This is a genomic window from Microbacterium lemovicicum (assembly GCF_003991875.1).
In the GTDB taxonomy this organism is placed as follows: Bacteria; Actinomycetota; Actinomycetes; order Actinomycetales; family Microbacteriaceae; genus Microbacterium; species Microbacterium lemovicicum.
On the sequence record NZ_CP031423.1, the window covers coordinates 2533557 to 2555429 of the forward strand.

The following is a 21873-nucleotide window of genomic DNA, read 5'->3' on the forward strand; positions in this document are numbered from 1 at the left end:
CGATCTGCGGTCACGCGGCGGCGATTACGGCAGCTCGCGTCAGGTGAATCGACGGATGCCGCGCCTGCGGGTGTGCGTCACGTCGGCGCTTCGGGACGCGAGCGAAGTGACCCCCTCGCGGGTGCCGGGGCCGCAGCATCCGCTCACCTGACGCGAACTGCGGTCACCGGCGGGACTTCCGGCAGCGCGCGTCAGGTGAATAGACGGATGCTGCGCCTGCGGGTGTGCGTCACGTCGGCGCTTCGGGACGCGCGCGGAGTGACCCCTTCGCGGGTGCCGCAGCCGCCGCATCCGCTCACCTGACGCGATCTGCGGTCACGCGGCGGCGATTACGGCAGCTCGCGTCAGGTGAATCGACGGATACTGCGGGTGCGGGTGCGCGTCACGTTGGTGCTTCGGGATCCGCACCCGTCACGTGACGCGATCTGCGGTCACCGGCGGGAAATTCCGGCAGCTCGCGTCACCTGAGCCCGCGGCTCAGAGAGTGCGGCCGAAGGGCCGCACGTCCGGACCCGAGGGAAGCGGGGTGAAGCCGACACGCGGGTAGAAGGCGGCAGCGCCGGCGTTGTCGGCGCCCGCGACGAGGTGCACGCCGGGCACCCCCGCCCGGCGCAGGTCGTCGACGAGGGTGTCGATCAGCCGTCGACCCCACCCCTGGCCCTGCAGCTCCGGCAGGAGGTCGATGTGCAGGTGGGCGGGATACTCGGCCGCGTACGGCTCCGCCCCGCGCCCGCGTCCGGCGGCGTAGCGCAGCAGCCCCTCCTGCCGCGGCGGACCCGGCTCCCACCGGCCCGCCCGCTCGGGCCACCACTCGTCGCGGAACCACGCCTCGAACGCGACCGTGTCGGGCGTTCCGACGGTGTACCCCTTGACGCGGCCGCTCTCGGAGCGCACGACCGACGCGAACTCCGGATGCCGCACCACGTACGGCAGCACGAAGATCTCGGCCCAGAGACGGTCGTCGGGCAGCATCCCGGTCGCGTCGGCTCCGGCATCCGCCGTGCGCACGCAGATCTCGACCAGGTCGTCGTCGTCGCCGGGCCGGTACCGATCGAGGCGATTCCCGTGCGGCTCCGGCCGCCGGTCGACGCGGTTCCCCTGCGGCTCCAGGCGCGCGTCGACGCGGTACCCCTGGCGCTGCGAGCGCCGGTCGACGTCCGCCCCCGACCACAGATCGCCGCACTCGACCGCGAGGGCGCCGTGTGCGCGGAGGTAGGGGCCGGCGCCGCGATCCCCCACGACGGTCGCCGCCAGCGCCTCCCAGTGATCCCGGCCGATCAGCACGGGGTGGCCCGGGTCACCGCGGTACACCGCCCGGGCCAGCGCTGAGCTCAGCGGACCGGCGACGGCCGCGACGACGCGGGTCGCCGCATCCGCCACCGCCGCCGGCGTGTCCACCGGCGTCACCACGAGGGCGTCGCCGGGAAGAGCGGATGCTGCGCCCAGCCCCGCGCGCAGCGACGCCCCGAGTCCGTCGCGCCAGTCGTCGACGAGGACGGCGGTCGCCCCGTGCGGCACAAGGGACACGGCCTCGTCGGCACCGGCTCCGAGCGTCACCAGCACCGTTGCGCACCCGGCGTCGCGCAGCATCCGCACTGCGAGTTCGACCCACGGCGTGCCGTCGTCCTCGCGGGCGAGTGCCTTGGGTCCGCCGAAGCGCGAGCCGGCACCGGCGGCGAGCACGAGTCCGATCACACCAGGCATGCCCTCACGCTAGCCCCGCGGCGCCCGACGTCCTCGGCGCGCGCGACGGATGTCCCGCGCGTAGCCGCACCGAAACACAAGCCGTCTAGCGTTGCATCCATGCTCGAACTCGCCGCCGCCCTCGTCCCGCGACTCCGCGCCGGCGAGCGGGTCGCCGTGATCACCGTGACGGCTGTCGCGCGCAGCGCGCCGCGCGGTACCGGGTCGTCGATGGCCGTCACCGCCGGGGGCGACGTGATCGGCTCGATCTCGGGCGGGTGCGTGGAGGAGGATGCCGTCATGCTGGGCCTGCGCGCCCTGTCGACGGGATCGGGACTCGCCGCGTCCTTCGGCTTCACCGCGGAGGCGGCCCACGCGGCCGGCCTCGCGTGCGGCGGGGCGATCGAGGTCGTCGCCTATCCGCTCTCCGGCGAGGACACTGTCGCCATGGCCGCGCTGGAGGCGGCGCTGCGCGACGAGCCGACCGCGCTCGGACTCGTCGTCCGCGACGGCGCCGCCGCCCCGCTCGGCACCCTCCTGTCCGTATCGGCGGAGGAGGGCGTGCTCACGCTCTCGCACGCACCGCGGGCGCGCCTCGTCATCCTCGGCGCCGGCGACCACGCCGCCGCCCTGTGCCGCGTCGCGGCGGCGGCCGGGTTCGCCGTGACCGTGTGCGACGGCTGGGGACTCCTCGTCACGCCCGAGCGCTTCCCCGACGCCGACCGGCTCGTCGTCCAGGCGCCCGACCAGTACCTGCGCACGTCGGCCGACGAGTTCGACGCCCGCACCGCGATCTGCGTGCTCACCCACGACGAGCGCGTCGACATCCCCGCCCTCGCCGTCGCGCTGCGGCTGCCGGTCGCGTTCGTCGGCGCGATGGGCGCCCGCTCCACGGTCGGACGGCGGGCCGGGATGCTGCGCGAGGCCGGACTCGACGACGACGAGCTCGCGCGGCTGCACTCGCCGCTCGGGCTCGACCTGGGCGGGGAGAGCCCCGAGGAGACGGCCGTCGCGATCTTGGCCGAGATCATCGCTGGCCGGCGATCTGGCTCGGGTCTGCCCCTGCGCGCGCTGTCCACGCCGATCCACGGCGACCCGAACGCGTCCTGCGCCGCTCCCCGGGTCGGGGAGCGCGCGTGACCGTGGACGCCGGGACGCCGCGCGGAAGCGGGGCATCCGCCGGACCCTGATGGCGCAGAACGGCCAGGAAACATCGGGGTAACCGACCGGTGCTTCACTGACAGCACGGCGCGCACACCTCGACGCGCACCCGCACATCGGCTCGGAAGGGGGCATCGTGGACATCCACACCGTCACGAGCTTCCGCAGCGCCCGCACGCGCGCCGACCTCGCGCTCGCGCCGGGCGAGACCCTGCTCGGCGGCGGCACCTGGCTGATGAGCGAGCCGCAGCCCGGCACGACCGGTTTCGTCGACCTCACCACGATGGACTGGCCCGACCTCGAGGTCACCCCCGCAGGGCTCCGGATCGGCGCCACCTGCACCATCGCCCGCTTCGTCGCCTGGGCGCATCACGAGGCGCCGTCCGACTGGCCGGCGACGGCGATGATCCCGGATGCCGCGAACGCCCTGCTCGCGAGTGCGAAGGTGTGGAACACCGCCACCGTGGGCGGCAACATCTGCCAGTCGTTCGCCGCCGCCGCGATGGTCGGCCTGACCGCCGGCTTGGACGCCGAGGCGGTCGTCTGGACGCCCGACGGCGGCGAGCGCCGCGAGCCCGTCGCGACCCTCGTCACCGGCAACCAGCAGAACTCCCTCGCTCGGGGAGAGGTGCTGCGCGCCGTCGAGATCCCGGTCGCGGCCCTGCGCTCGCGGTTCGTGCTGCGCAAGATCGCCCTCGCCGAGTACGGCCGCTCCGGCGCGGTCGTGACGGGTCGCGTCGACTCCGACGGCACCTCGGTGTTCGGCATCACCGCGGCCACGTGGGCGCCGACCGTGCTGCGCTTCGCCGTGCTGCCCGATCGCGCCGCGCTGCGCGCCGCAGTCGATGCGGCGTCCGGCTACTACAGCGATCCGCTGGGCTCGGCCGACTGGCGCCGAGGCGTCAGCGGCGTGCTCGCGGAGCGCATCCGGACGGAGCTGCCGGCATGAGGTTCGAGGTCAACGGTCACGAGATCGAGGCCGACCCGCGGCCGGGCCAGTCGCTGCGGACCCTCCTGCGCGAGCACGGGCACAGCGAGGTGAAGAAGGGCTGCGACGCCGGCGACTGCGGCGCGTGCGGCGTGATCCTCGACGGGGAGCCGGTGCATTCGTGCATCATCCCGGCGATGCGGATGCCGGGGCGCTCGGTGACCACGGCGGCCGGGCTGGCCGACGGCGACGACCTGCATCCGGTGCAGGAGGCGATCGCGTCGGGCTTCGGCTTCCAGTGCGGCTTCTGCACTCCGGGCATGACCGTGACCGCTTCCACTCTGACCGCCGACGACCTCCCCGACCTCGACCGCACCCTGCGCGGCAACCTCTGCCGGTGCACGGGCTACCGCCCGATCCGCGAGGCGATCCGCGCGTCGGTGCTCGGCCCCGTGCGCGAGACGGGCGCCGCGGCGGGGAGCTCCGCGGGCGCCGGGCACGCGACCTGCGAGCACCCCGCCCCCGTGACCGGCGGCGTGGGCGCCTCTGTCGCGCCGCCGGCCGCGCGACGGATCGTGCAGGGCCTCGAGCCGTTCACGTTCGACGAGCCGGTGCCGGCCGATGCGGTCCGGGCCGCGGAGGGCACCCTCGTGCTGCGGGTGCTGGGATCTCCGCACGCGCACGCCCGCGTCAGGTCGATCGACACGGCCGCGGCGTCGGCCGTCCCGGGAGTCGTCGCGGTGCTGACCTCCGCCGACGCCCCCGCCGTGCGCTTCTCCACCGCCCGCCACCATCACCGCACCGACGACGCCGACGACACGCGGATGATCGACGACGTGCTGCGCTTCGTCGGCCAGCGGGTGGCCGTCGTCGTCGCCGAGAGCGCGGGCGCGGCCGAAGCCGGGTGCCGCGCGCTGCAGGTCGAGTACGAGGTGCTGCCGGCCGTGTTCGACCCGGAGGAGGCGCGCTCCCCCGGCGCTCCCCTGCTGCATCCCGACCGCACGCCGGACGACCGTGTGGCCGACGCCGCGCGCAACGTCGTCGCCGTGCTGCACGAGGAGGTCGGCGGCGACGTCGCCGCCGCCCTCGCCGGCAGTGCCGTGCGCGTCGACGGCACCTGGCAGACCAGCCGTGTCTCGCACGCGCAGCTCGAGACCCACGGCGCTCTCGGCTGGGTCGACGCCGACGGGCGCCTGGTCATCCGCTCCAGCACCCAGGTGCCGTTCCTGACGCGCGACGAGCTCGCCCGCGTGCTCGACCTCGACCCCGACGGGGTGCGGGTGCTGACCGCACGTGTGGGCGGCGGCTTCGGCGGCAAGCAGGAGATCTTCGCCGAAGACCTCGTCGCCCTCGCCGTCCTGCGCACCGGACGACCCGTGGCCTATGAGTTCTCGCGCACCGAGGAGTTCCTCCGCTCCTCCGTGCGCCACCCGATGCGCGTGTCGGTCTCGCTCGGCGCCGACGCCGACGGCCGCCTCACCGCCATGCACGTCGACGTCCTGAGTGACACCGGCGCCTACGGCAACCACGCCGCCGGGGTCATGTTCCACGGCGTGGCCGAGTCGACCCTCGTCTACCGCTCCCCCGTGCGGCGCATCGACGCGGAGGCCGTCTACACGAACACCATCCCGTCCGGCGCCTTCCGCGGCTACGGCCTCGGTCAGGTGATGCTGGGCGTCGAGTCGGCCCTCGACCTGCTCGCCGAACGCCTCGGCATCGACCCGTTCGAGCTGCGCCGCCGCAACGTCGTCCGCGAGGGCGACCCGCTGCATCCCGGCACCGAGGACGACGTCGACGCGCTGCCCGCCGATGCGCACGAGGACGACCTCGTCTGGGGCAGCTACGGACTGGACCAGTGCCTCGACCTCGCCGAGCGGGCCCTCCGCCGGGGCAACGGCGCGGCGGCTCCCGACGGACCGGACTGGCGGGTCGGCGAGGGCATGGCGCTCGGGATGATCGCGACGATGGCGCCCCGCGGTCACGTCTCGCACGCGTCGGCGGCGCTCCGGCCCGACGGCACCTTCCTGCTCCGCACCGGCACGGCCGAGTTCGGCAACGGCACGACCACCGTGCTGCGCCAGATCGCGGCATCCGATCTGTCCGCCTCCTTCGACCGCCTCGAGCTGCGCACCGCCGACACCGACGCGGTGAGCCACGACACCGGCGCGTTCGCCTCAACGGGCATCACGGTCGCCGGCAAGGCGCTGCACGCGGCGTGCCTGGCACTGCGCGAGCGGATGCTGCGGCTCGCCCTCGCACGGCTGGGCGCGAGCGACGCGGGCGACGCCGAGCTGACCGCCGACGGCGTGCGGGTGGGGACGCGGCTCGTCGGCTTCGCCGACATCGTCGCCGAAGCGCCTGCCGACGAGCGCGGCGACGCCGGACTGATCGCGCACGGCGCGGAGTACGGCGATCGGCGCTCGCTCGCCTTCAACGTGCACGCGGTGCGGGTGGCGGTCGACGTCGCGACGGGCACCGTCCGCATCCTGCAGTCGGTCCACTCCGCCGACGCCGGCTTCGTGATGAACCCCGCCCAGGCCCGCGGGCAGATCGAGGGCGGCGTCGCGCAGGGCATCGGCAGCGCGCTCTACGAAGAGATCCACCTCGAGGAGGGACGCGTGCAGAACCCGGTGTTCCGGCTGTACCGCGTGCCGCAGTTCGCCGACGTGCCCGACACCGAGGTGTACTTCGCCGACACCTCCGACACGGTGGGTCCGTTCGGCGCGAAGTCGATGAGCGAGTCGCCCTACAACCCCGTCGCTCCGGCGATCGGCAACGCGATCGCCCGGGCGCTGGGAGTCCGCGGCTTCCACCAGCCGTTCTCGCGCGACCGGGTCTGGCGCCTCGCGGCGCCGCTGCGCGCGGAGGACTGACCCGTTACTGCGGAACCGCGACGCCGTTCCCGGCGGCGTAGTCCCGCACGCGGGCGATGAAGTCCGCGCGGCGCGAGGCGGTGAGCCACGACGCCTCGAACGAGTTGATCGCGAGACGCACGAGGTCGGCCGCGCCCAGACCCGCGTGCTCGGCGAGCGCGACGTAGTTGTCACCGACGTAGCCGCCGAAGTAAGCGGGGTCGTCGGAGTTGACCGTGACCTTCAGGCCCGCGTTCAGCAGCGAGACGATCTCGTCGGACTTCATCTGCGCCGTGACGAACGAGTTCGACACCGGGCAGGTCGTGAAGCCCAGCCCGCGCTCCTTCGCGAGCGCTACGAGGGAAGGGTCCTCCACGATGTTCGTGCCGTGGTCGATGCGGTCGACGCCGATCTGCTCGATGACCGCACGGATGTTGTCGATGGAGCCGACCTGGTCGATGTCGCAGTGCATGGTGAGGAAGAACCCCTCCGCCTTGGCGCGGGCGAAGACCTCCGCGAACTTCGTGGGCGGGTTGTCGCGCTCGTCGGAATCGAGACCGACGCCGACGATCCACGCCTTGTAGGGCAGCGCCTCCATGAGGGTGGCCATGGCGTACTCGGCGGAGAAGTCGCGCAGGAAGCACAGGATGAGCTCGGCCGAGATGCCCAGCTCGTCCTGCGCGCGCACGACCGCCCGACGATAGCCCGTGATGACGGTGTCGAAGGGGACACCGCGGCCGGTGTGCGCCTGCGGGTCGAAGAACATCTCGGCGTGCACGACGCCCTGTGCCGCGGCCTTCTGCAGGTACGCCCAGGCGAGGTCGTGGAAGTCCTCCGCGGCCTGCAGCACCCGCATCGCCGGGTAGTAGACGGCGAGGAAGCTCGTGAGATCGGTGAAGTCGTAGGTCGCCCGCACCTCCTCCACCGTGGTCTCGTCGAGTTCGATGCCGTTGCGGGCGGCGAGCGCGAACTTCAGCTCGGGCTCGAGGGTGCCCTCGAGGTGCAGGTGCAGCTCGGCCTTGGGCAGGCCGTGGGCGAAGGCGGCGAGATCGGTCACGTGTGGCTCCAGTGCAACGGGAAGGGATGCCGCGGCGACGACCGCGGGCGAGGGTGGGCGTCAGATGCGGTTCGCCATGCCCATGCGGGTCAGGACGAACGACTCGAGGATCTGGACGATGTTGTAGAGGATGAGCGCGGCTCCGGTCACGAGCACGACCGCCGTCCACACGGCGGAGAACTGCGCGCCGGTCATGTAGCCGCCGACCGCTCCGCCGATGCCGCCGCCGACGGCGAGCCACTCGGCCAGCAGGGCGCCGGTGATCGCGCCGGGCACCGAGATGCGCACGGCGGCGAAGAACTCCGGCAGGCAGCTCGGCAGGGCGACCTTCCGCAGCTTCGTCCACGACGTGCCGCCGTAGACGGCGATGAGGTCGTTCATCTGCGGCGAGGCGGACTTGAGGCCGAACGCGATCGTGACCAGGGCCGGGAACAGCACGACGATGCCGCCGATCACGGCGATCGACGAGAAGTCGCGGCCGAAGATCATGATGATGACCGGCGCCATCGCCACGAGCGGCACCGAGCGCAGCAGCATGGCGAGCGGCATCAGCGCATGCTCCACTCCCCTGCTGAGCTGGAACACCATCGCCACCACGAGCGCGGCGACCAGGCCGGAGGCGAATCCCACGACCGAGTGCCCGAGCGTGACGCCGAGCTGACCGAACAGCTGCGCGCGGTTGGCCTCGGCGTTGGGCGTCGTGAAGAGGAAGTTCCAGACGTCGATCGGCCCTTTGGCGACGTACGGGGTGAGGGTGAAGGCCCAGATCGATCCGACCCAGATGACCAGCAGCGCGAGGATCGTGAGGAGGAAGGTCGTGAGCGAGCGGCCCACTGCCCGGAGGGCGGCGCGGCGGGTCTCGCGACGCACGTCGGCGGACACGTCGCTCCGCGGAGCCTGGGCGGCGGCCCGGCGGCCAGGGGCCGGCGGGGCGGAGGGGGTGCGCGCGGCGACGCCGGCCTCGGCGGTCATCGCACGCCTCCCTTCGACCAGGGTGCCGCGGCGCGCGCGACGAGGCCGACGAGGGCGTAGCCCACGAGGGCGACCGCGCCGGACGCGAGGGCGATGTCCCAGACCCGCGCGGCGTTGAGTCCCTGCTGGGCGGCGATCATCCCGGGTCCGACGCCGAGCGTCGCCCCGCGGAAGAACTCCCCGAGCACGGCGCCCAGGAAGGCCGCGGGCACGGCGATCTGGAGGGCGTTGAGGGTCGCGGGCAGCGCGGCGATCACGCGCACCAGGCGCAGCTGCGTGAAGCGGCTGCCCCCGTAGACGGTGATCAGGTCGAGGGTCGCCTTGTCGGCAGCCTTCAGCCCGAGCAGCGTGCCGACGACGGTGGTGAAGAAGCAGCTCAGCGCGGCGAGCGCGATCGCCGTCGGAAGCGGCTGACCCGCGCCCGGCACGGGGGCGATGGCGGAGATGAGCAGGCCGATGGCCACGATCGGCACGCAGTACGTGATGATCGCCACCTGCATGACCATGCCCTCGAGGCGCGGCACCACGAGCACGAGCGCCGACAGCGCGAGCGCGAGGCCGTTGCCCCACAGGTACCCGATGCCGGCTTCGGCGAGCGTGACGCTGAAGTTGCGGACGTAGTAGTCGACGCCGGTCTCGGCGTACTCCACGACCACCTGCAGCGGGGTCGGGATCGCCTGCACGCCCCCCGGACCGACGCTCGAGAACACCGTGGCTGCGAGGATCCACCACACCAGCACGATGCCGACGGCTCCGATGAGCCCCGACACCCACGCGGGCAGACGGACGTCCTCCCACTGGATGCTGCGACCCCGCCGCGCCTCAGTGGTCATCGGTCGCGGCGCCTCCCGCGCCGAACAGCAGCTCGGACGCGTGGTCGACGTACGCGTGGAACTCCGGCGTGCGCATCATCTCCGGCGTGCGCGGACGCGGGAGGTCGATGGTCATGACCTCGGTGATGCGCCCGGGCCGCGGGCTCATGACCGCGACCTGGTCGGAGAGGAAGATCGCCTCGGAGATGCCGTGTGTGACCAGCAGGGTGGTCGCCGGCTTCTCGGTCCAGATGCGCAGGAGCTCGAGGTTGAGGCGCTGGCGCGTCATGTCGTCGAGGGCTCCGAAGGGCTCGTCGAACAGCAGCACCGAGGGCTTCATGATGAGCGAGCGGGCGATGGACACGCGCTGGCGCATCCCGCCCGACAGCTGCGCGGGCTTCGCCTTCTCGAATCCGGTGAGCCCGACGAGAGCGATCATCTCGGCGACGTACGCCTTGTCGACGGGCTTCCCGGCGACCTCGAAGGGGAGCTGGATGTTCGAGGTCACGCTCCGCCACGGCATGAGCGCCGAGTCCTGGAACGCGATGCCCAGCTCGTTGCCGCGCCGCAGCTCCTTCGGGGTCTTGCCGTCCACGCGCGTCGTTCCGCTGGTCGGCTCCTCGAGCCCGGCGAGGATGCGCAGGATGGTCGACTTGCCGCACCCCGAGGGGCCGAGGAGGGCGAGGAACGTGCCCTGGTCGGTGTGCAGGTCGGCGTCCTGCAGCGCGACGACGCTCTTGCGCCCCACGCTGAAGACCTTGTTCAGGCCCGTGATCTGCAGGCCGGTGCCGAGGCTGTCCGCCTGGGCACCGGGTGCGGTGATCGTGTCGGTCACGATGACTTCTTCCCGCGGACGATCAGCCCGCGTAGTTCTTGAGGTCGGGGTTCTCCGCGTAGACCTCGTCGAGCAGGCTGAGGTCGAACAGATCGCCCGCCTGGAGCGTGATGCCCGCCCCGGCCAGGCTGTCGACGGTCATCGACTGCAGCGTGTCGGAGATGGTGAACAGGCCGTTGGCCTCGGTCTCGTCCGAGGTGACGAGCTTGTTCTGGGCCTCGGAGCCGGCGAGGGTCTTCGCGGGCTCGAGGTCGAGGTCCTTGCCGTAGACCTCCATGGCGAGGTCCGCGCCGCCCTGGGGGTCCTTGACCGCGTCGGTCCAGCCCTGGATCTCCGCCTTCAGGAACGCCTTGAGCATGTCGCGCTTGTTCGCGATCGTCTCATCGGTCGTGGCGACCGTCTCGGCGACGAACGGGAGCCCGTTGTCCGCGAACGGCAGGTTCGTGGTCGAGACGCCCGCCATCTCGACCGAGATGGCCTCGTTCGTCAGGTAGGCGACGAAGCCGTCGACCTCGCCGTTGACCAGGGGCGCCGGGTCGTACTGCACGGGCACGATGGTGAGCTCCGACGGGTCGATGTCGTTCGCGGCGAGGAGCGCGTTGAACAGCGTCGTGTTGGAGTCCTGCACGCCGATCTTCTTGCCGATCAGGTCCTTCGGGCCGGCGATGTCGCCGCCGTCCTTCAGCGACAGGATCGTGAAGGGGTTCTTCTGGAAGGTCGCGCCGATGATCTTCAGCGGTGCGGACTCGTTGGCCACCGCGGCGCCGATCGACACCGAGTCGCTGAGCGCGATGTCGGCCGATCCGCTGAGCAGCGGGGCGACGCCCGTCTCGGGTCCGGGCACGAGGTTGACCGACGAGAAGCCGGCATCGCTGTAGTAGCCCTTGCTGTCGGCGAAGTACTCGCCCGCGAACTCCTCGTTGAGGATCCAGCTGAGCTGCAGGGTGATGTCGCCGTAGCCCGCCGCGCCGTCGGCCGACGCCGACGAGCCGCCCGCGGAGGTGGAGCCGGAGGCGCATGCCGAGAGCGCGAGCGCGGACAGGGCGACGCCGGCGAGGGCCGCGACGAGGCGCGGTGCGCGCCGGGAGGGAAGGAACGTCATGGGCTGTGTCTCCAGTGGGGGTGCGTCGGGTGAGGCGGGGCACCCTGACACGCGGTGCCCTCGCGTGGCTCGACGCTACGAGACGGAGATTTCGCCGACACCGGCGCGGTGTTTCCGGGCCGTTACACGTTCGCGCCCGGGGGCTCAGCGCGGGTGTCCGTGGCGAGCGGCGATCGCCGGCAGCGCCTCGTGCACGCGGGCCGACGCCTCGTCCCCCAGCGGATTGGTCGACGCGCTCCCGTCGTGCACGAGCTCACCGCCGACGTACACGCCCCTGAGATTCCGCGGCGTCATCGAGAGGACGTACGAGCGGACGGGGTGCCAGAGCGGTCCGACGTCCGGATGCCGCGGGTCGACGACCACGAAGTCGGCGAACTTCCCCACCTCGAGGCTGCCCACGCGGTCGTCCACGCCGAGGATCTCGGCGCCGCCGAGCGTGTGCAGCCGCAGCACGAGCTCCGGCATCATCGACAGCGGATCCTTCGTGCGCGCGCGCTGCATGGCGATGCCCATGCGCATGTTCTGCCACGGGTCCGAGACGTCGGTGCACGCCTGGTCGTCGAGCCCGATCCCCACCTTCATGCCCATGGCGAGCATCTCCGGCACGAGCGCGACGCCGGAGGCCAGCCGGCCGTTCGACGCCGGCTGCCAGGACATCGACGCACCGCCGGCCACCGTCTCCTCGATGATCTCCGGCGTGGTCTGGATGAAGTGGCCGAACATCATGTCGGGACCGAGGGCTCCGGCATCCCGGTACAGGGCGAACTTCGCCCGCTGCTCGGCGATCTGCTCCGGCGACTCGAGGAAGTGAGCCTGGTTGGTGACGCCGAAGCGGCGCATCGCCGCGACCTCGAACTCCGCGGCGTCGGCGCGGGGCGACCACTGCACCTGCCCCATGATCGACGCCCCCAGGGCGAGGTCGGGGTCGAGGCCGCGCGTGTGGGCGACGGCGGCGGCGAACCGCGCGAAGACCTCGTCGTCGGTGCCGGCCGTCACGTCCATCGCGATCGCGTCGACGAAGCGCAGACCGGCATCGCGGCAGGCGTCGGCCTGGCGCGTGTGATACTCCAGCGGCCGCAGCGGGGCGCGCCCGGCGCGGCTGCCGGCGATCATCGGCTCCCATGCCTGCTGCGGATCGGTGAAGTTGTACGCCGTGGTCACGCCGTTGCCGAGGAAGTCGAGCGCGCCGTGCAGCGTCGACCAGTACATGTCCTCCGGGCCGAAGTGCGCGGTCGTCCCGAGCATGGAGTCGCACCAGCCGTACAGCGTCTCGCTGACCCCGAGGCCGCGGAGGCCGCTCGTGAACAGGTGCGAGTGCGACGAGACGAAGCCGGGCGCGACGAACGCGCCGTCGACGTCGAGCGTCTCGTCGCCCGTCGTCGTGGGCGTGCCCGATCCGACGGCGGCGATGCGCCCGTCGTCGACCAGCATCCATCCGTCCTCGATGTAGCCGGGATCGTCGGTGCCGGCGGGGACGGTGATGAGGCGGGCGCCTGTCACGAGAAGCGACACGGGGACTCCGTTCGAGGGGGGATCAGGGGCGGGGCTCGGCGGCGAGGTGGGCGACGGCTTCGGCGAGCGCCCGGATGCCGCGCTCGACGTCGTCGCCGCTGACGGCCTCGTCGGGGTGATGGCTGATCCCGTCGGGATTGCGCAGGAACAGCATCCCGACGTCGGTCACGGCGCCCATCGCCATGCCGTCGTGGCCGGCGCGGCTGAAGATCGTCGCCGGGAGGTCGGAGCCGTCGGGGAGTGCGGCGACGATGCCCTCGCGGACGACGTCCTGCAGCAGCGGCGCGCACCGGAGGGCGGGGGCGGTGTGCACGCCGCGGGCGTGCCAGCGCAGCCGACGCCGGCCCATGATGGCGTCGATCTCCGCGGAGATCTCGTGCCACACGCGATCGCGGTCGCCGTCGTGCTCGGCGCGCAGATCGAGGCTGAGATGCGCCTCACCGGGCACGACGTTCACGGCACCGGGGAACGCCTCGAGCCTGCCGACGGTGCCGATGACGTGGTGCTCGCCGCGGCAGATGCGCTCGACGGCGAGGGCCGCCTCGCTGGCGCCGAGCAGGGCGTCGCGGCGCATGTCGTAGGGCGTGCCGCCGGCGTGGCGCGACTCCCCCTCGACGACGAGCTGGAAACGGCGCGCGCTGGCGATGGACGACACGACGGCGAGCGACTCGCCGCGGCGGTCGAGCTCGGGTCCCTGCTCGATGTGCGCCTCGAGGTAGGCGACGAGGTCGTCCGGGCGGCGGGCGGCCTCGCCGACGCGTCCGGGGTCGAGGCCGAACTCCCGGAACGCCTCGCGGAGGGTGATGCCGTCGGCATCCGTCAGGTCCCACCACGCGTCGTTCCACGACCCGGCCACGGCGGAGGAGCCGAGCAGCGCCGTGCCGAAGCGGGTGCCCTCCTCGTCGGCGAAGGCGATCACCTCGAGGGCGAAGGGGAACGGCGAGACGTGGCCGGACGTGGCCGGGACGCGCAGCAGCCGCACGACCTCGAGGGCCATGAGCACCCCCACGATGCCGTCGAACCTGCCCGCGTCGGGCACCGTGTCCAGGTGCGACCCCAGCAGGATCGCGGGGGCGTCGGGGTCGGCGGCGGCCAAGCGCCCGATCTGGTTGCCCGCGGCATCCTGACTCGTCATCATGCCGAGCTCGCGCATCCACTCCGCGGCGAGACGGTTCACCCGCGCGTGCTCGGTCGACAGGTACACCCGCTCGATGCGGCCGGGCGCGGCGGTGACCCGGGCGAGCTCGTCGCACCGGATCATGACGCGGCGCGCCGCGGACGCGGTCACGTCGGGCGGCAGCTCGGGAAGGCGGGTGCGCATGGGCTCAGGCGCCCGCCCCGGCGTAGACGTCGAGCGCGGCGTCGACACCGCCGCCCGACGGCACCGACGCACCGTGGCGGCGGAGCACGGCCTCGAGGCAGGCGAGCGTCGTGAGCACGGCGTCCTTCCGCGCGTTGTAGCCCATCGTGCCGATACGCCACACCCGCCCGTGCAGCGGCCCGAACGAGGTGCCGATCTCGATGCCGAAGTCGGCGAGCATCGCGGAGCGCGCGGCATCCCCGTCGACGCCCTCCGGGATCTCCACGGCGACCACGTTAGTCATCTTGTGCGCGACGTCGCCGAAGACGACGAGCCCGAGTCCCTGCACCCCGGCCAGCATCGCCTCCCCGTGCAGGCGGTGGCGGGCCATCACGGCGTCGCGGCCCTCGATCAGCATCAGCCGGGCGCACTCGCGGGCGCCGTAGAGCATCGAGGTCGCCTCGGTGTGGTGGTTGAGGCGGCGCGGACCCCAGTAGTCCAGGATCATGCCCAGGTCGAAGTAGTTGGAGCGGATGAAGTCGGGGGCGTCCTCGTCGCCCTCCTCGCGGATGCCCGCCTCGATGCGGCGACGCCCGCCGATCACCTCGACCGCCCGCTCCGACAGCGTGACCGGCGCTGAGCCCGACGGGCCGCTCAGGCACTTCTGCAGACCGGCGGTCGCGGCATCCAGCCCCCAGGCGTCGGCCTCGAACGGATTGCCGCCCAGCGACGCGGTGGCGTCGCTGTAGAAGAGCACGCCATGACGGGCGCACAGCGCGCCGATGTCCTCGAGCGGCTGGAGCATGGTCGTGGAGGTGTCACCCTGCACCAGCGCCAGCAGGTGCGGCTTGACGCGGACGACGGCCTCCTCGATCGCCGACACCGGGAAGACCTGCCCCCACGGCACCTCGATCGTGTGCACCTCGCCGAGCGCGCGCTCGGCGATCTCGGCCAGCAGGTGGCCGAACCGGCCGAACACCGGCACGAGCACCCGGTCGCCGGGCCGGATGAGCGAGATGAGCGCGGCCTCGATGCCCGCGCGCGACGTGCCGTCGACCAGCAGCGTCGCCTCGTTCGCGGTGCCCCAGACCTGCCGGTACAGCTCCTGCGTCTCGGTCATCGTCGCCGTCATGAACGGGTCGTACTGGCCGACGAGCTCGGAGGACATCGCCCGCAACACCGACGGGTACGCCGAGATCGGGCCGGGGCCCATGAGCAGGCGCGGCGGCGGCGAGACGGGACCGGGGAGGGCGGTCATGGCAGCTCCGATCGGAGGGTCGCGCGGGCGAGGCGGCGCGCGAGGCGGACGAGGGCGATGTCGGTGCCGGCGCGGGCGGTCACGCAGACGCCCACCGGTGCGCCGTCGACCCGCAGCAGCGGGATCGACAGCGACGGCAGCCCGGCGACGGCAGCCGGGGTGGTGAGGCGCAGCGTCGCCGCCCGGACGGCGTCGACGCGGTCGCCGGCGGCGGTGCGGCGCGGCGCCGGCCCGGGAACGGCGGGCATGAGGATGACGGCGTCCTCCACGGTCGCCTGCAGGGCGGCGGCGAGGGGCTCGAGCGCGCGCCGGGCGTCGGACTCCTCGGCGGCGGTGATGACGGATGCTGCGGCGAACCGCTCCGCGACCGCCGGGCCGAGCGCATCCGGGTGCGCCCGCACCCAGTCGCCGTTGTTGCGCCACGCCTCGGCGCCCTGCACCGTGCGGAACGGGACGAGGTAGCCGTCGAGGTCGCCGATCGGGCGTCGCACGATCGGCGCGGCATCCGTCTCCTGCAGGCGTGCGAGCAGCTCCTCGAAGGCGACGCGGGTGGCGGGCTCGGCGGCGGCGAGCGCCTCCGTCGGCACGAGGAAGCGCCACGGCAGGTCGTCGTCGGACTCGCCGTAGACGTTCTCGGTGGAGGCGGAGCCGTCGTAGCTGAGACACCAGTCCACGACGCGCTGCATCGTGTCGCCGTCGCGGGTCAGCCAGCCGACCGTGTCGAAGCTCTGCGCGAGGGGCAGCAGGCCCTGGCGCGGCACGAGTCCGTGCGTCGTCCGCAGACCCCAGAGCCCCTGGTAGGAGGCCGGCACGCGAACAGACCCCGCGGTGTCGGTCGCGAGCCCGATGTCGGCCTGGCCGGTCGCGACCGCTGACGCCGGGCCGCTGGAGGACCCGCCGGGGAGGGCGCCCGGCACCGCACCGTTGGGCGGAGTGCCGTAATGGGCGTTGTCACCGGCGATGCTGTACGCGAATTCGTCGGTGCGCGCGATGCCGCGCAGCGACGCACCGGCGCGCAGCAGGTCGGCGACGGCCGCGGCGGTGGTGTGCTCGGCGCGCGCCTCGGCGAGGAAGGCGGGGTTGCCGGCGCCGATGCGGTAGCCCTTGATCGCGAAGAGGTCTTTCACGGCGACGGTGAGACCCGCCAGCATCCCCTCCCAGGCGCCCTGCCAGAGCGGGTCGCCGACGGTCCGCCACACCGAGCGGTCGAGGGCCTGCGCACGGGGCGTCACGTGCGCCGCGGTGATGAGCCAGGCGCCGTCGATGCGCTCCCAGACCTGCGTCTGCAGGCCCGTGCCACCGCCCCCGAAGCGCGACACCGAGACGATGAGGCTCACATCGGGCGCGAGCGCGCGATGCTCGATGCGCTCGATCGCCCGCGGCGGCACCCCGCCGCGGAGACCGCGGAACGCGCTGATGGCGTCGTGGCCGACGAGCAGTCCGGCGCCGTCGCCGCGCATCGTGCCGGCGCCCGGGGCGAAGGCGGCGTCGAGGGCGTCGAGGTCGTTCGCCATGATCGCCCGCTCGTAGGAGGCGAAGGCCGCGAGCAGGTCGGCGGGGACGGATGCCGCGCCGTCGAGATCCTCGATGCGTGTCTCACCCACGGTCGGCCGCTCGTGCGCGACCGGTGGTTCCGGCGGCGACAGTCAGGTCGGCGGCGAAGGGTCCCGTCCCCGCCGGATCGACTGTCCACGGCCGGCGCCCGCGGGCCGCGTCGATCGCCGCGAAGTCGGACTCCCGGATGCGGGCGTGCACGCCGCACACCATGTCGACCACCTGCGAGATGTCGAAGTCGGTGGCGGCGCTGAGGTAGGCGTAGGCGAGGTGCTCCTGCAGCCCCCAGCGGGCCTCGACCAGCGTCAGTGCCGCACGCACGCAGGCCCGCATCGCCTCGTTCAGGTCGGGGTGCAGTCCCGTCGGCACGAGGTACTCCGCGGTCCGCACCAGCGGCCCCGCCACCTCGCCGAATTCGGCGAGCGCTTCGGCGCGCGGGATGACCTCGAACCGCAGCGTCGCGCGCAGCGATGCCTCGAGGGCGGTGAGCGCGACCTCGCCGTCGCCCTGGGCGAAGTGCGGGTCGCCCACGTACGCGAGGGCGCCGGCGACCTGCACCGGCAGGTAGAGCGAGGTGCCCTCGACGAGCAGGTTGATGTCGATGTTGCCGCCGTGCGATCCGGGCGGCACCGAGTGCGGCCGCTCGGCACCGGCGACGGCGACGCCCATCGTGCCGAGGAACGGCGCGAGGGGGAAGGCCACGGTGCGCTCTCCGCCGTCGACGGCGGGCAGGAGCCCGACCAGCCGCCCGTCGCGCTCCTCGACGGGCGTGAACACGCTGACGTGGGAGTCGCCGCGCGGCAGCTCGCCGACGAGCGCACCTCTGCCGTGACGGTTGGAGATCACGCCGTACGGCACGCGCGGCTGCAGGTCGACCACGACGATCCGCAGCAGGTCGCCGGGCTCGGCCCCCTCGATGCGGATCGGCCCGGTGACGACGTGCGGCCCGTCGGCGGCCCGATCGCGGGACAGGCCGCCGGCGATGGCGATCGCATCCTCCAGGATGGCGTCCGGCGCGACGCCCTGACCCGTGAAGTACCCCAGCGGATCTTTGCCGTGGTCCTCGAGGATGCCCTCGTGACTCACGGTGTCGATCGTCACGGTCTCACCGGAGCGGATGGTCAGCACCGCGGCATCCGCTGCGCACGGCAGCCGTCCCCACAGCACCGTCTCCGGCGACGCGGGCAGGTAGTGGTCGCCCGGCAGTGCGCCGGCGCCCGGCTGCAGCACCGCGAATGCCGACGTCATGACCCCATCCAACTGCATCAGCCCGCTGCCGACGCGACCACGGCCGGCCGTGACGGTCTCGCCGCAGCCGCGGACAGGAGCCGTCCTCGCGGCGAGCCGCGGAAGCGGGGCGCCTCCCCCGGTCCGCCGTCGGTGGCGTCGAACACCTGCTTGCCGTGCAGCCACGTGCGGCGGACGCGTCCGCGCAGCTCACGGCGGTCGTAGGCCGTGATCGGGTTCTTGTGCAGCAGGCGGGCCGCGTCGATGACGTACCGGTCGTCCAGGCCGAACGCGGCGAGGTGCGCGGGCGCGCCGATCGCGATCCGGCCGACGTCGGTCAGCCCCGCGACGGAGGCGGGTCCGGTGGTGAAGAGCGGCAGGAGCGTCTCGAGGGGGATGCCGCGGCTCCGCGCCTCGGTCCACACGGCCGACAGCCCGAGCTGGAGTCCGGCGATGCCGCCCCACGCGAGGCCGAAGTCGCCGCCGCCCGAGCGCTTCAGGTCGATCGTGGACGGCGAGTGGTCGCTGACGATCGCATCGATGGTGCCGTCGACGATGCCGGCCCACAGCAGGTCGCGGTTGGCGGCTCCGCGGATCGGCGGGCAGCACTTGAACTCGCTCGCGCCGTCGGGGATGTCCTCCGCGACGATCGTGAGATAGTGCGGGCACGTCTCGACGGTGAGGGCGACGCCCGACGCCTTCGCCGCGCGGATGGCGGGAAGCGACCCCGCGTCGCTGAGGTGCAGGATGTGCGCGCGGGCGCCGGTGCGGCGGGCCTCGGCGATGACGGCGTCGATCGCGGAGGCCTCGCTCTCGGCGGGCCGAGAGGCGAGGAAGGCGTCGTACCCGCGGCCGAGCTCGGCGTGGTCGTGCAGCAGCGCAGGATCCTCCGCGTGGACGATGAGGCGTGAGCCGAGATCGGCGACCTCCTCCATCGCGGCGGCGAGCTGCGCGCGGTCGAGGTGCGCGAACTCGTCGACCCCCGACGGCGAGAGGAAGCACTTGAAGCCGTAGACGCCGGCCTCGTGCAGCGGACGCAGCGATCCGAGGTTCTCGGGCACGGCACCGCCCCAGAAGCCCACGTCGATGAAGGCCGAGGGGGCCGCGGCATCCCTCTTGATCATCAGCGCCTCGGGCGTGACGGTCGGCGGCAGGGAGTTGAGCGGCATGTCGACGATGGTCGTCACGCCACCCGCGGCCGCCGCGAGCGTCGCGGAGCGGAACCCCTCCCACTCCGTGCGCCCCGGCTCGTTGACGTGCACGTGGGAGTCGACGAGCCCGGGCAGCAGCACCGCGTCGTCGGGAACGAGCACGGTCGAGCCGATGACCCGGTCGCGCACGCCGACGATGTCGACAATGAGGCCCTTCTCCACGACCACCGTCGCCGGGAAGAACGCCCCGTCGATCCACGTCCGCGCGGCGCGGATGACCTGCCGCTTCCGGATGCTGCGTGTGCTCCGCTCGTGTGCCACGGTCCTGCCTCTCCCGTCCGCTGCCGGCGTGCCGCGCATCGGCGCCGTCATCGTCCGGGTCTCAGCCTCCCCCACGTGTGTCACGGGCGGGGGCGTCCGCGTTTCCGGCCTGTAAATCCTGCCCTCGCGAACGATGTGCGGCGCCGATGCGGCAGCCGGGCACGGCACCGCGCGCATGCCGAGCCCGGAGCACGGCACTCGTGCCGCCGGGCGCAGAGCGACGGGCGTCCGGCGCCCGGCAGCCGAGCACGGCACACGGGCGTAACCCGGGGGAAACGCACCGCGACTAGCGTGACGCCATGCACCTCGACGAGTTCAACGCCGCGGCACCGGAGGCCGCGGCATCCGTCGTCCTCGTCTGGGCCGCCGTGCCCGCCTGGGCCGACGCGATCGTCGCCGGGCGACCGTACGCCTCGCTCGACGCGCTGACGGCCCGCGCGTCCGCCCTCGCCGACCGGTGGACCGTCGCCGACCTCGACGCCGCGCTCGCCCACCACCCGCGCATCGGCCAGCGTCCCGTCGGACCGGGCGCGTCGGCGGCGGCGTCCCGGCGGGAGCAGGCGTCGATGGCGGATGCTGCGGCCGAGGTCACCGCCGCCATCGCCGCCGGCAACCAGGCGTACGAGGAGCGCTTCGGGCGCGTCTTCCTCATCCGCGCCGCCGGCCGAACACCGCAGCAGATCCTCGCCGAGCTGCAGCGCCGCCTCGGCGACGACGACGAGACCGAGGCCGCCGAGGCGATCGGTCAGCTCGCCGAGATCGCCATCCTCCGCCTCCGGGGTTCCCTCGCCGACGCGGTCGGCGGGAGGATCGGGCCATGAGCCGCCTCACCACGCATGTCCTGGATGCCGATGCCGGCACCCCCGCCGCCGGCATCGCCGTCGAGCTCGCCGGGCCGCGGAGCCTTCCCATCGACGCCGGGGTCACCGACGCCGACGGCCGGGCCACGCTCGGACCGGAGCAGCTGCCGGCGGGCGAGTACACCCTCGCCTTCCGCACCGGCGCGTACTTCGCCGAGCGCGACATCCCCACGTTCTATCCCTTCGTCACCGTGACCTTCACCGTCGAGATCGCGCCAGACGGCTCGCAGCGGCACCTGCACGTGCCGCTGCTACTCAGCCCGTTCGCCTATTCGACCTATCGAGGGAGTTGACATGGTCTCCGTGAGCCTGGGTGCCAACAAGTACGGCAAGGCCGAGAACCGCATCGTGCGGATCTACCGCGACACTCCGCGGCACGAGATCGTCGACCTGAACGTCACGTCGCAGCTGCGCGGCGCGGCGCTGCGGGACTCCTACCTCACGGGTGACAACGCCCTGGTCGTGGCCACCGACACGCAGAAGAACACGGCGTTCGCCTTCGCCAAGGAGCACGGCGTCGCCTCCCCCGAGGAGTATCTGCTCGCACTGTCGGCGCACTTCGTGGACGGCTTCGACTGGATCGAGGGCGGGCTCTGGCAGACCGAGCAGTACGAGTGGGACCGCATCGCCGTCGACGGCCGCCCCCACGATCACGCGTTCGTGCGCCGCGGGCAGGGAACGCGGCTCGCCACCGTGCAGGTGGTGGACGGCGCGACCCACGTCACGGGCGGCGTCACGGACCTCACCGTGCTGAAGTCCACCGGCAGCGAGTTCTCGGGGTTCCCGCGCGACCGCTACACGACCCTCGTCGAGACCGACGACCGCATCATGGCCACCTCCGTCACCGGCCGCTGGCGGTTCCTGCCGGAGGCGGTCGCGGCCGGCATCGACTACAACGCGCTCTACGCGGAGGTGACGGCGGTGCTGCTGTCGACCTTCGCCACCGTGCACTCGCTCGCCCTGCAGCAGACGCTGTTCGCCATGGGCACGGCGGCCATCGAGGCGCGTCCCGAGATCGCCGAGGTGCGGTTCGCGATGCCGAACAAGCACCACTTCCTCTCCGACCTCTCCCCCTTCGGACTCGACAACCCCGGCGAGGTCTTCTACGCCGCCGACCGGCCGTACGGCCTCATCGAGGGCACGGTTACCCGCGACGGCGTGGATGCCGCACCCGCCGCCTGGCTCGACCTGCCCGGGTTCGTCTGACTCGTCCGCGGTCCCGGACTCCGGCGGCCGGCGTGTTCGTGTCCCACTTTCTGCACACCTCTACGGCGAGTTGTGCAGAAAG

18 protein-coding genes are annotated in these 21873 nt (G+C 73.0%); 6 read left to right on the forward strand and 12 right to left on the reverse strand.

Going from position 1 to position 21873, the window contains the following annotated elements; all coding sequences use genetic code 11:
* Positions 1-477 precede the first annotated feature (477 nt).
* Complete coding sequence (locus CVS47_RS17040) at positions 478-1704, reverse strand: GNAT family N-acetyltransferase (protein WP_338142366.1); 1227 nt, start codon at positions 1702-1704, stop codon at positions 478-480.
* A 99-nt stretch (positions 1705-1803) separates the two neighbouring features.
* On the opposite strand from CVS47_RS17040, the gene CVS47_RS11905 reads away from it, so the two are divergent.
* The 3 genes from CVS47_RS11905 to CVS47_RS11915 all read left to right on the forward strand — a co-directional run bounded on the left by CVS47_RS11905 (position 1804) and on the right by CVS47_RS11915 (position 6645).
* A complete protein-coding gene (locus tag CVS47_RS11905; RefSeq protein WP_127096270.1) occupies positions 1804-2823 on the forward strand; it encodes an XdhC family protein in 1020 nt (339 codons plus the stop codon).
* Positions 2824-2980: 157 nt separating this feature from the next.
* On the forward strand, positions 2981-3793 hold the full coding sequence (locus CVS47_RS11910) for an FAD binding domain-containing protein (protein ID WP_127096271.1): 813 nt from the start codon (positions 2981-2983) through the stop codon (positions 3791-3793).
* Positions 3790-6645: a molybdopterin-dependent oxidoreductase gene (locus tag CVS47_RS11915; protein ID WP_127096272.1), complete on the forward strand. Its 2856-nt coding sequence runs from the start codon at positions 3790-3792 to the stop codon at positions 6643-6645. Before CVS47_RS11910 ends, CVS47_RS11915 begins: the two co-directional genes overlap by 4 nt.
* A 4-nt stretch (positions 6646-6649) precedes the next feature.
* On the opposite strand, the gene add is transcribed toward CVS47_RS11915, so the two are convergent.
* From add to allB, 11 genes are all read right to left on the reverse strand, one after another.
* Complete coding sequence (gene add / locus CVS47_RS11920) at positions 6650-7681, reverse strand: adenosine deaminase (RefSeq protein WP_127096273.1); 1032 nt, start codon at positions 7679-7681, stop codon at positions 6650-6652.
* A 60-nt stretch (positions 7682-7741) separates the two neighbouring features.
* The gene (locus CVS47_RS11925) at positions 7742-8653 is read right to left on the reverse strand and encodes an ABC transporter permease (RefSeq protein WP_127096274.1); all 912 of its coding nucleotides are present in this window, start codon (positions 8651-8653) and stop codon (positions 7742-7744) included.
* Positions 8650-9486 (reverse strand): ABC transporter permease, encoded by an 837-nt coding sequence (locus CVS47_RS11930; protein WP_127096275.1) that lies wholly within the window; start codon positions 9484-9486, stop codon positions 8650-8652. Before CVS47_RS11930 ends, CVS47_RS11925 begins: the two co-directional genes overlap by 4 nt.
* The gene (locus tag CVS47_RS11935; RefSeq protein WP_241240140.1) at positions 9476-10300 is read right to left on the reverse strand and encodes an ABC transporter ATP-binding protein; all 825 of its coding nucleotides are present in this window, start codon (positions 10298-10300) and stop codon (positions 9476-9478) included. Before CVS47_RS11935 ends, CVS47_RS11930 begins: the two co-directional genes overlap by 11 nt.
* A gap of 22 nt (positions 10301-10322) precedes the next feature.
* Positions 10323-11402, reverse strand: coding sequence for an ABC transporter substrate-binding protein (locus tag CVS47_RS11940; protein ID WP_127096276.1), 1080 nt, complete (start codon positions 11400-11402; stop codon positions 10323-10325).
* A gap of 144 nt (positions 11403-11546) precedes the next feature.
* Positions 11547-12914 carry an amidohydrolase family protein gene (locus CVS47_RS11945; RefSeq protein ID WP_127096277.1) on the reverse strand — a complete coding sequence of 456 codons (1368 nt, stop codon included), beginning with the start codon at positions 12912-12914 and terminating at the stop codon, positions 11547-11549.
* 22 nt (positions 12915-12936) lie between these two features.
* On the reverse strand, positions 12937-14235 hold the full coding sequence (locus CVS47_RS11950; RefSeq protein ID WP_127096278.1) for an allantoate amidohydrolase: 1299 nt from the start codon (positions 14233-14235) through the stop codon (positions 12937-12939).
* Positions 14236-14239: 4 nt separating this feature from the next.
* The gene (locus CVS47_RS11955) at positions 14240-15472 is read right to left on the reverse strand and encodes a pyridoxal-phosphate-dependent aminotransferase family protein (protein ID WP_127096279.1); all 1233 of its coding nucleotides are present in this window, start codon (positions 15470-15472) and stop codon (positions 14240-14242) included.
* Positions 15469-17076 (reverse strand): AtzH-like domain-containing protein, encoded by a 1608-nt coding sequence (locus tag CVS47_RS11960; RefSeq protein WP_241240141.1) that lies wholly within the window; start codon positions 17074-17076, stop codon positions 15469-15471. The genes CVS47_RS11955 and CVS47_RS11960 overlap by 4 nt, the downstream gene beginning before the upstream one ends.
* A complete protein-coding gene (locus CVS47_RS11965) occupies positions 17069-18274 on the reverse strand; it encodes an acetamidase/formamidase family protein (protein ID WP_127096280.1) in 1206 nt (401 codons plus the stop codon). The genes CVS47_RS11960 and CVS47_RS11965 overlap by 8 nt, the downstream gene beginning before the upstream one ends.
* A 17-nt stretch (positions 18275-18291) precedes the next feature.
* Positions 18292-19725: an allantoinase AllB gene (gene allB / locus CVS47_RS11970; RefSeq protein WP_241240142.1), complete on the reverse strand. Its 1434-nt coding sequence runs from the start codon at positions 19723-19725 to the stop codon at positions 18292-18294.
* A gap of 299 nt (positions 19726-20024) precedes the next feature.
* Between allB and uraD the strand changes: the two genes are divergently transcribed.
* Genes uraD through pucL form a run of 3 tightly spaced genes read left to right on the forward strand, consistent with a single transcriptional unit; the run spans position 20025 to position 21791 of the window.
* On the forward strand, positions 20025-20546 hold the full coding sequence (uraD, locus tag CVS47_RS11975; protein WP_127096281.1) for a 2-oxo-4-hydroxy-4-carboxy-5-ureidoimidazoline decarboxylase: 522 nt from the start codon (positions 20025-20027) through the stop codon (positions 20544-20546).
* Entirely contained in the window at positions 20543-20878 is a 336-nt protein-coding gene (uraH, locus tag CVS47_RS11980; RefSeq protein WP_127096282.1) for a hydroxyisourate hydrolase, read from the forward strand. The genes uraD and uraH overlap by 4 nt, the downstream gene beginning before the upstream one ends.
* Before the next feature lies 1 nt (position 20879).
* A complete protein-coding gene (gene pucL / locus CVS47_RS11985; protein WP_127096283.1) occupies positions 20880-21791 on the forward strand; it encodes a factor-independent urate hydroxylase in 912 nt (303 codons plus the stop codon).
* Positions 21792-21873: the final 82 nt, after the last annotated feature.

Excerpts from the sequence above, each read along its gene's own strand:
- CVS47_RS11915 (WP_127096272.1), top strand. The coding sequence starts at position 3,790 with ATGAGGTTCGAGGTCAACGGTCACGAGATCGAGGCCGACCCGCGGCCG.
- pucL (WP_127096283.1), top strand. The coding sequence starts at position 20,880 with ATGGTCTCCGTGAGCCTGGGTGCCAACAAGTACGGCAAGGCCGAGAAC.
- CVS47_RS11930 (WP_127096275.1), bottom strand. The coding sequence starts at position 9,486 with ATGACCACTGAGGCGCGGCGGGGTCGCAGCATCCAGTGGGAGGACGTC.
- CVS47_RS11940 (WP_127096276.1), bottom strand. The coding sequence starts at position 11,402 with ATGACGTTCCTTCCCTCCCGGCGCGCACCGCGCCTCGTCGCGGCCCTC.
- CVS47_RS11965 (WP_127096280.1), bottom strand. The coding sequence starts at position 18,274 with ATGACGTCGGCATTCGCGGTGCTGCAGCCGGGCGCCGGCGCACTGCCG.
- CVS47_RS11955 (WP_127096279.1), bottom strand. The coding sequence starts at position 15,472 with ATGACCGCCCTCCCCGGTCCCGTCTCGCCGCCGCCGCGCCTGCTCATG.
- CVS47_RS11905 (WP_127096270.1), top strand. The coding sequence starts at position 1,804 with ATGCTCGAACTCGCCGCCGCCCTCGTCCCGCGACTCCGCGCCGGCGAG.
- CVS47_RS11950 (WP_127096278.1), bottom strand. The coding sequence starts at position 14,235 with ATGCGCACCCGCCTTCCCGAGCTGCCGCCCGACGTGACCGCGTCCGCG.
- uraD (WP_127096281.1), top strand. The coding sequence starts at position 20,025 with ATGCACCTCGACGAGTTCAACGCCGCGGCACCGGAGGCCGCGGCATCC.
- CVS47_RS11925 (WP_127096274.1), bottom strand. The coding sequence starts at position 8,653 with ATGACCGCCGAGGCCGGCGTCGCCGCGCGCACCCCCTCCGCCCCGCCG.
- uraH (WP_127096282.1), top strand. The coding sequence starts at position 20,543 with ATGAGCCGCCTCACCACGCATGTCCTGGATGCCGATGCCGGCACCCCC.
- CVS47_RS17040 (WP_338142366.1), bottom strand. The coding sequence starts at position 1,704 with ATGCCTGGTGTGATCGGACTCGTGCTCGCCGCCGGTGCCGGCTCGCGC.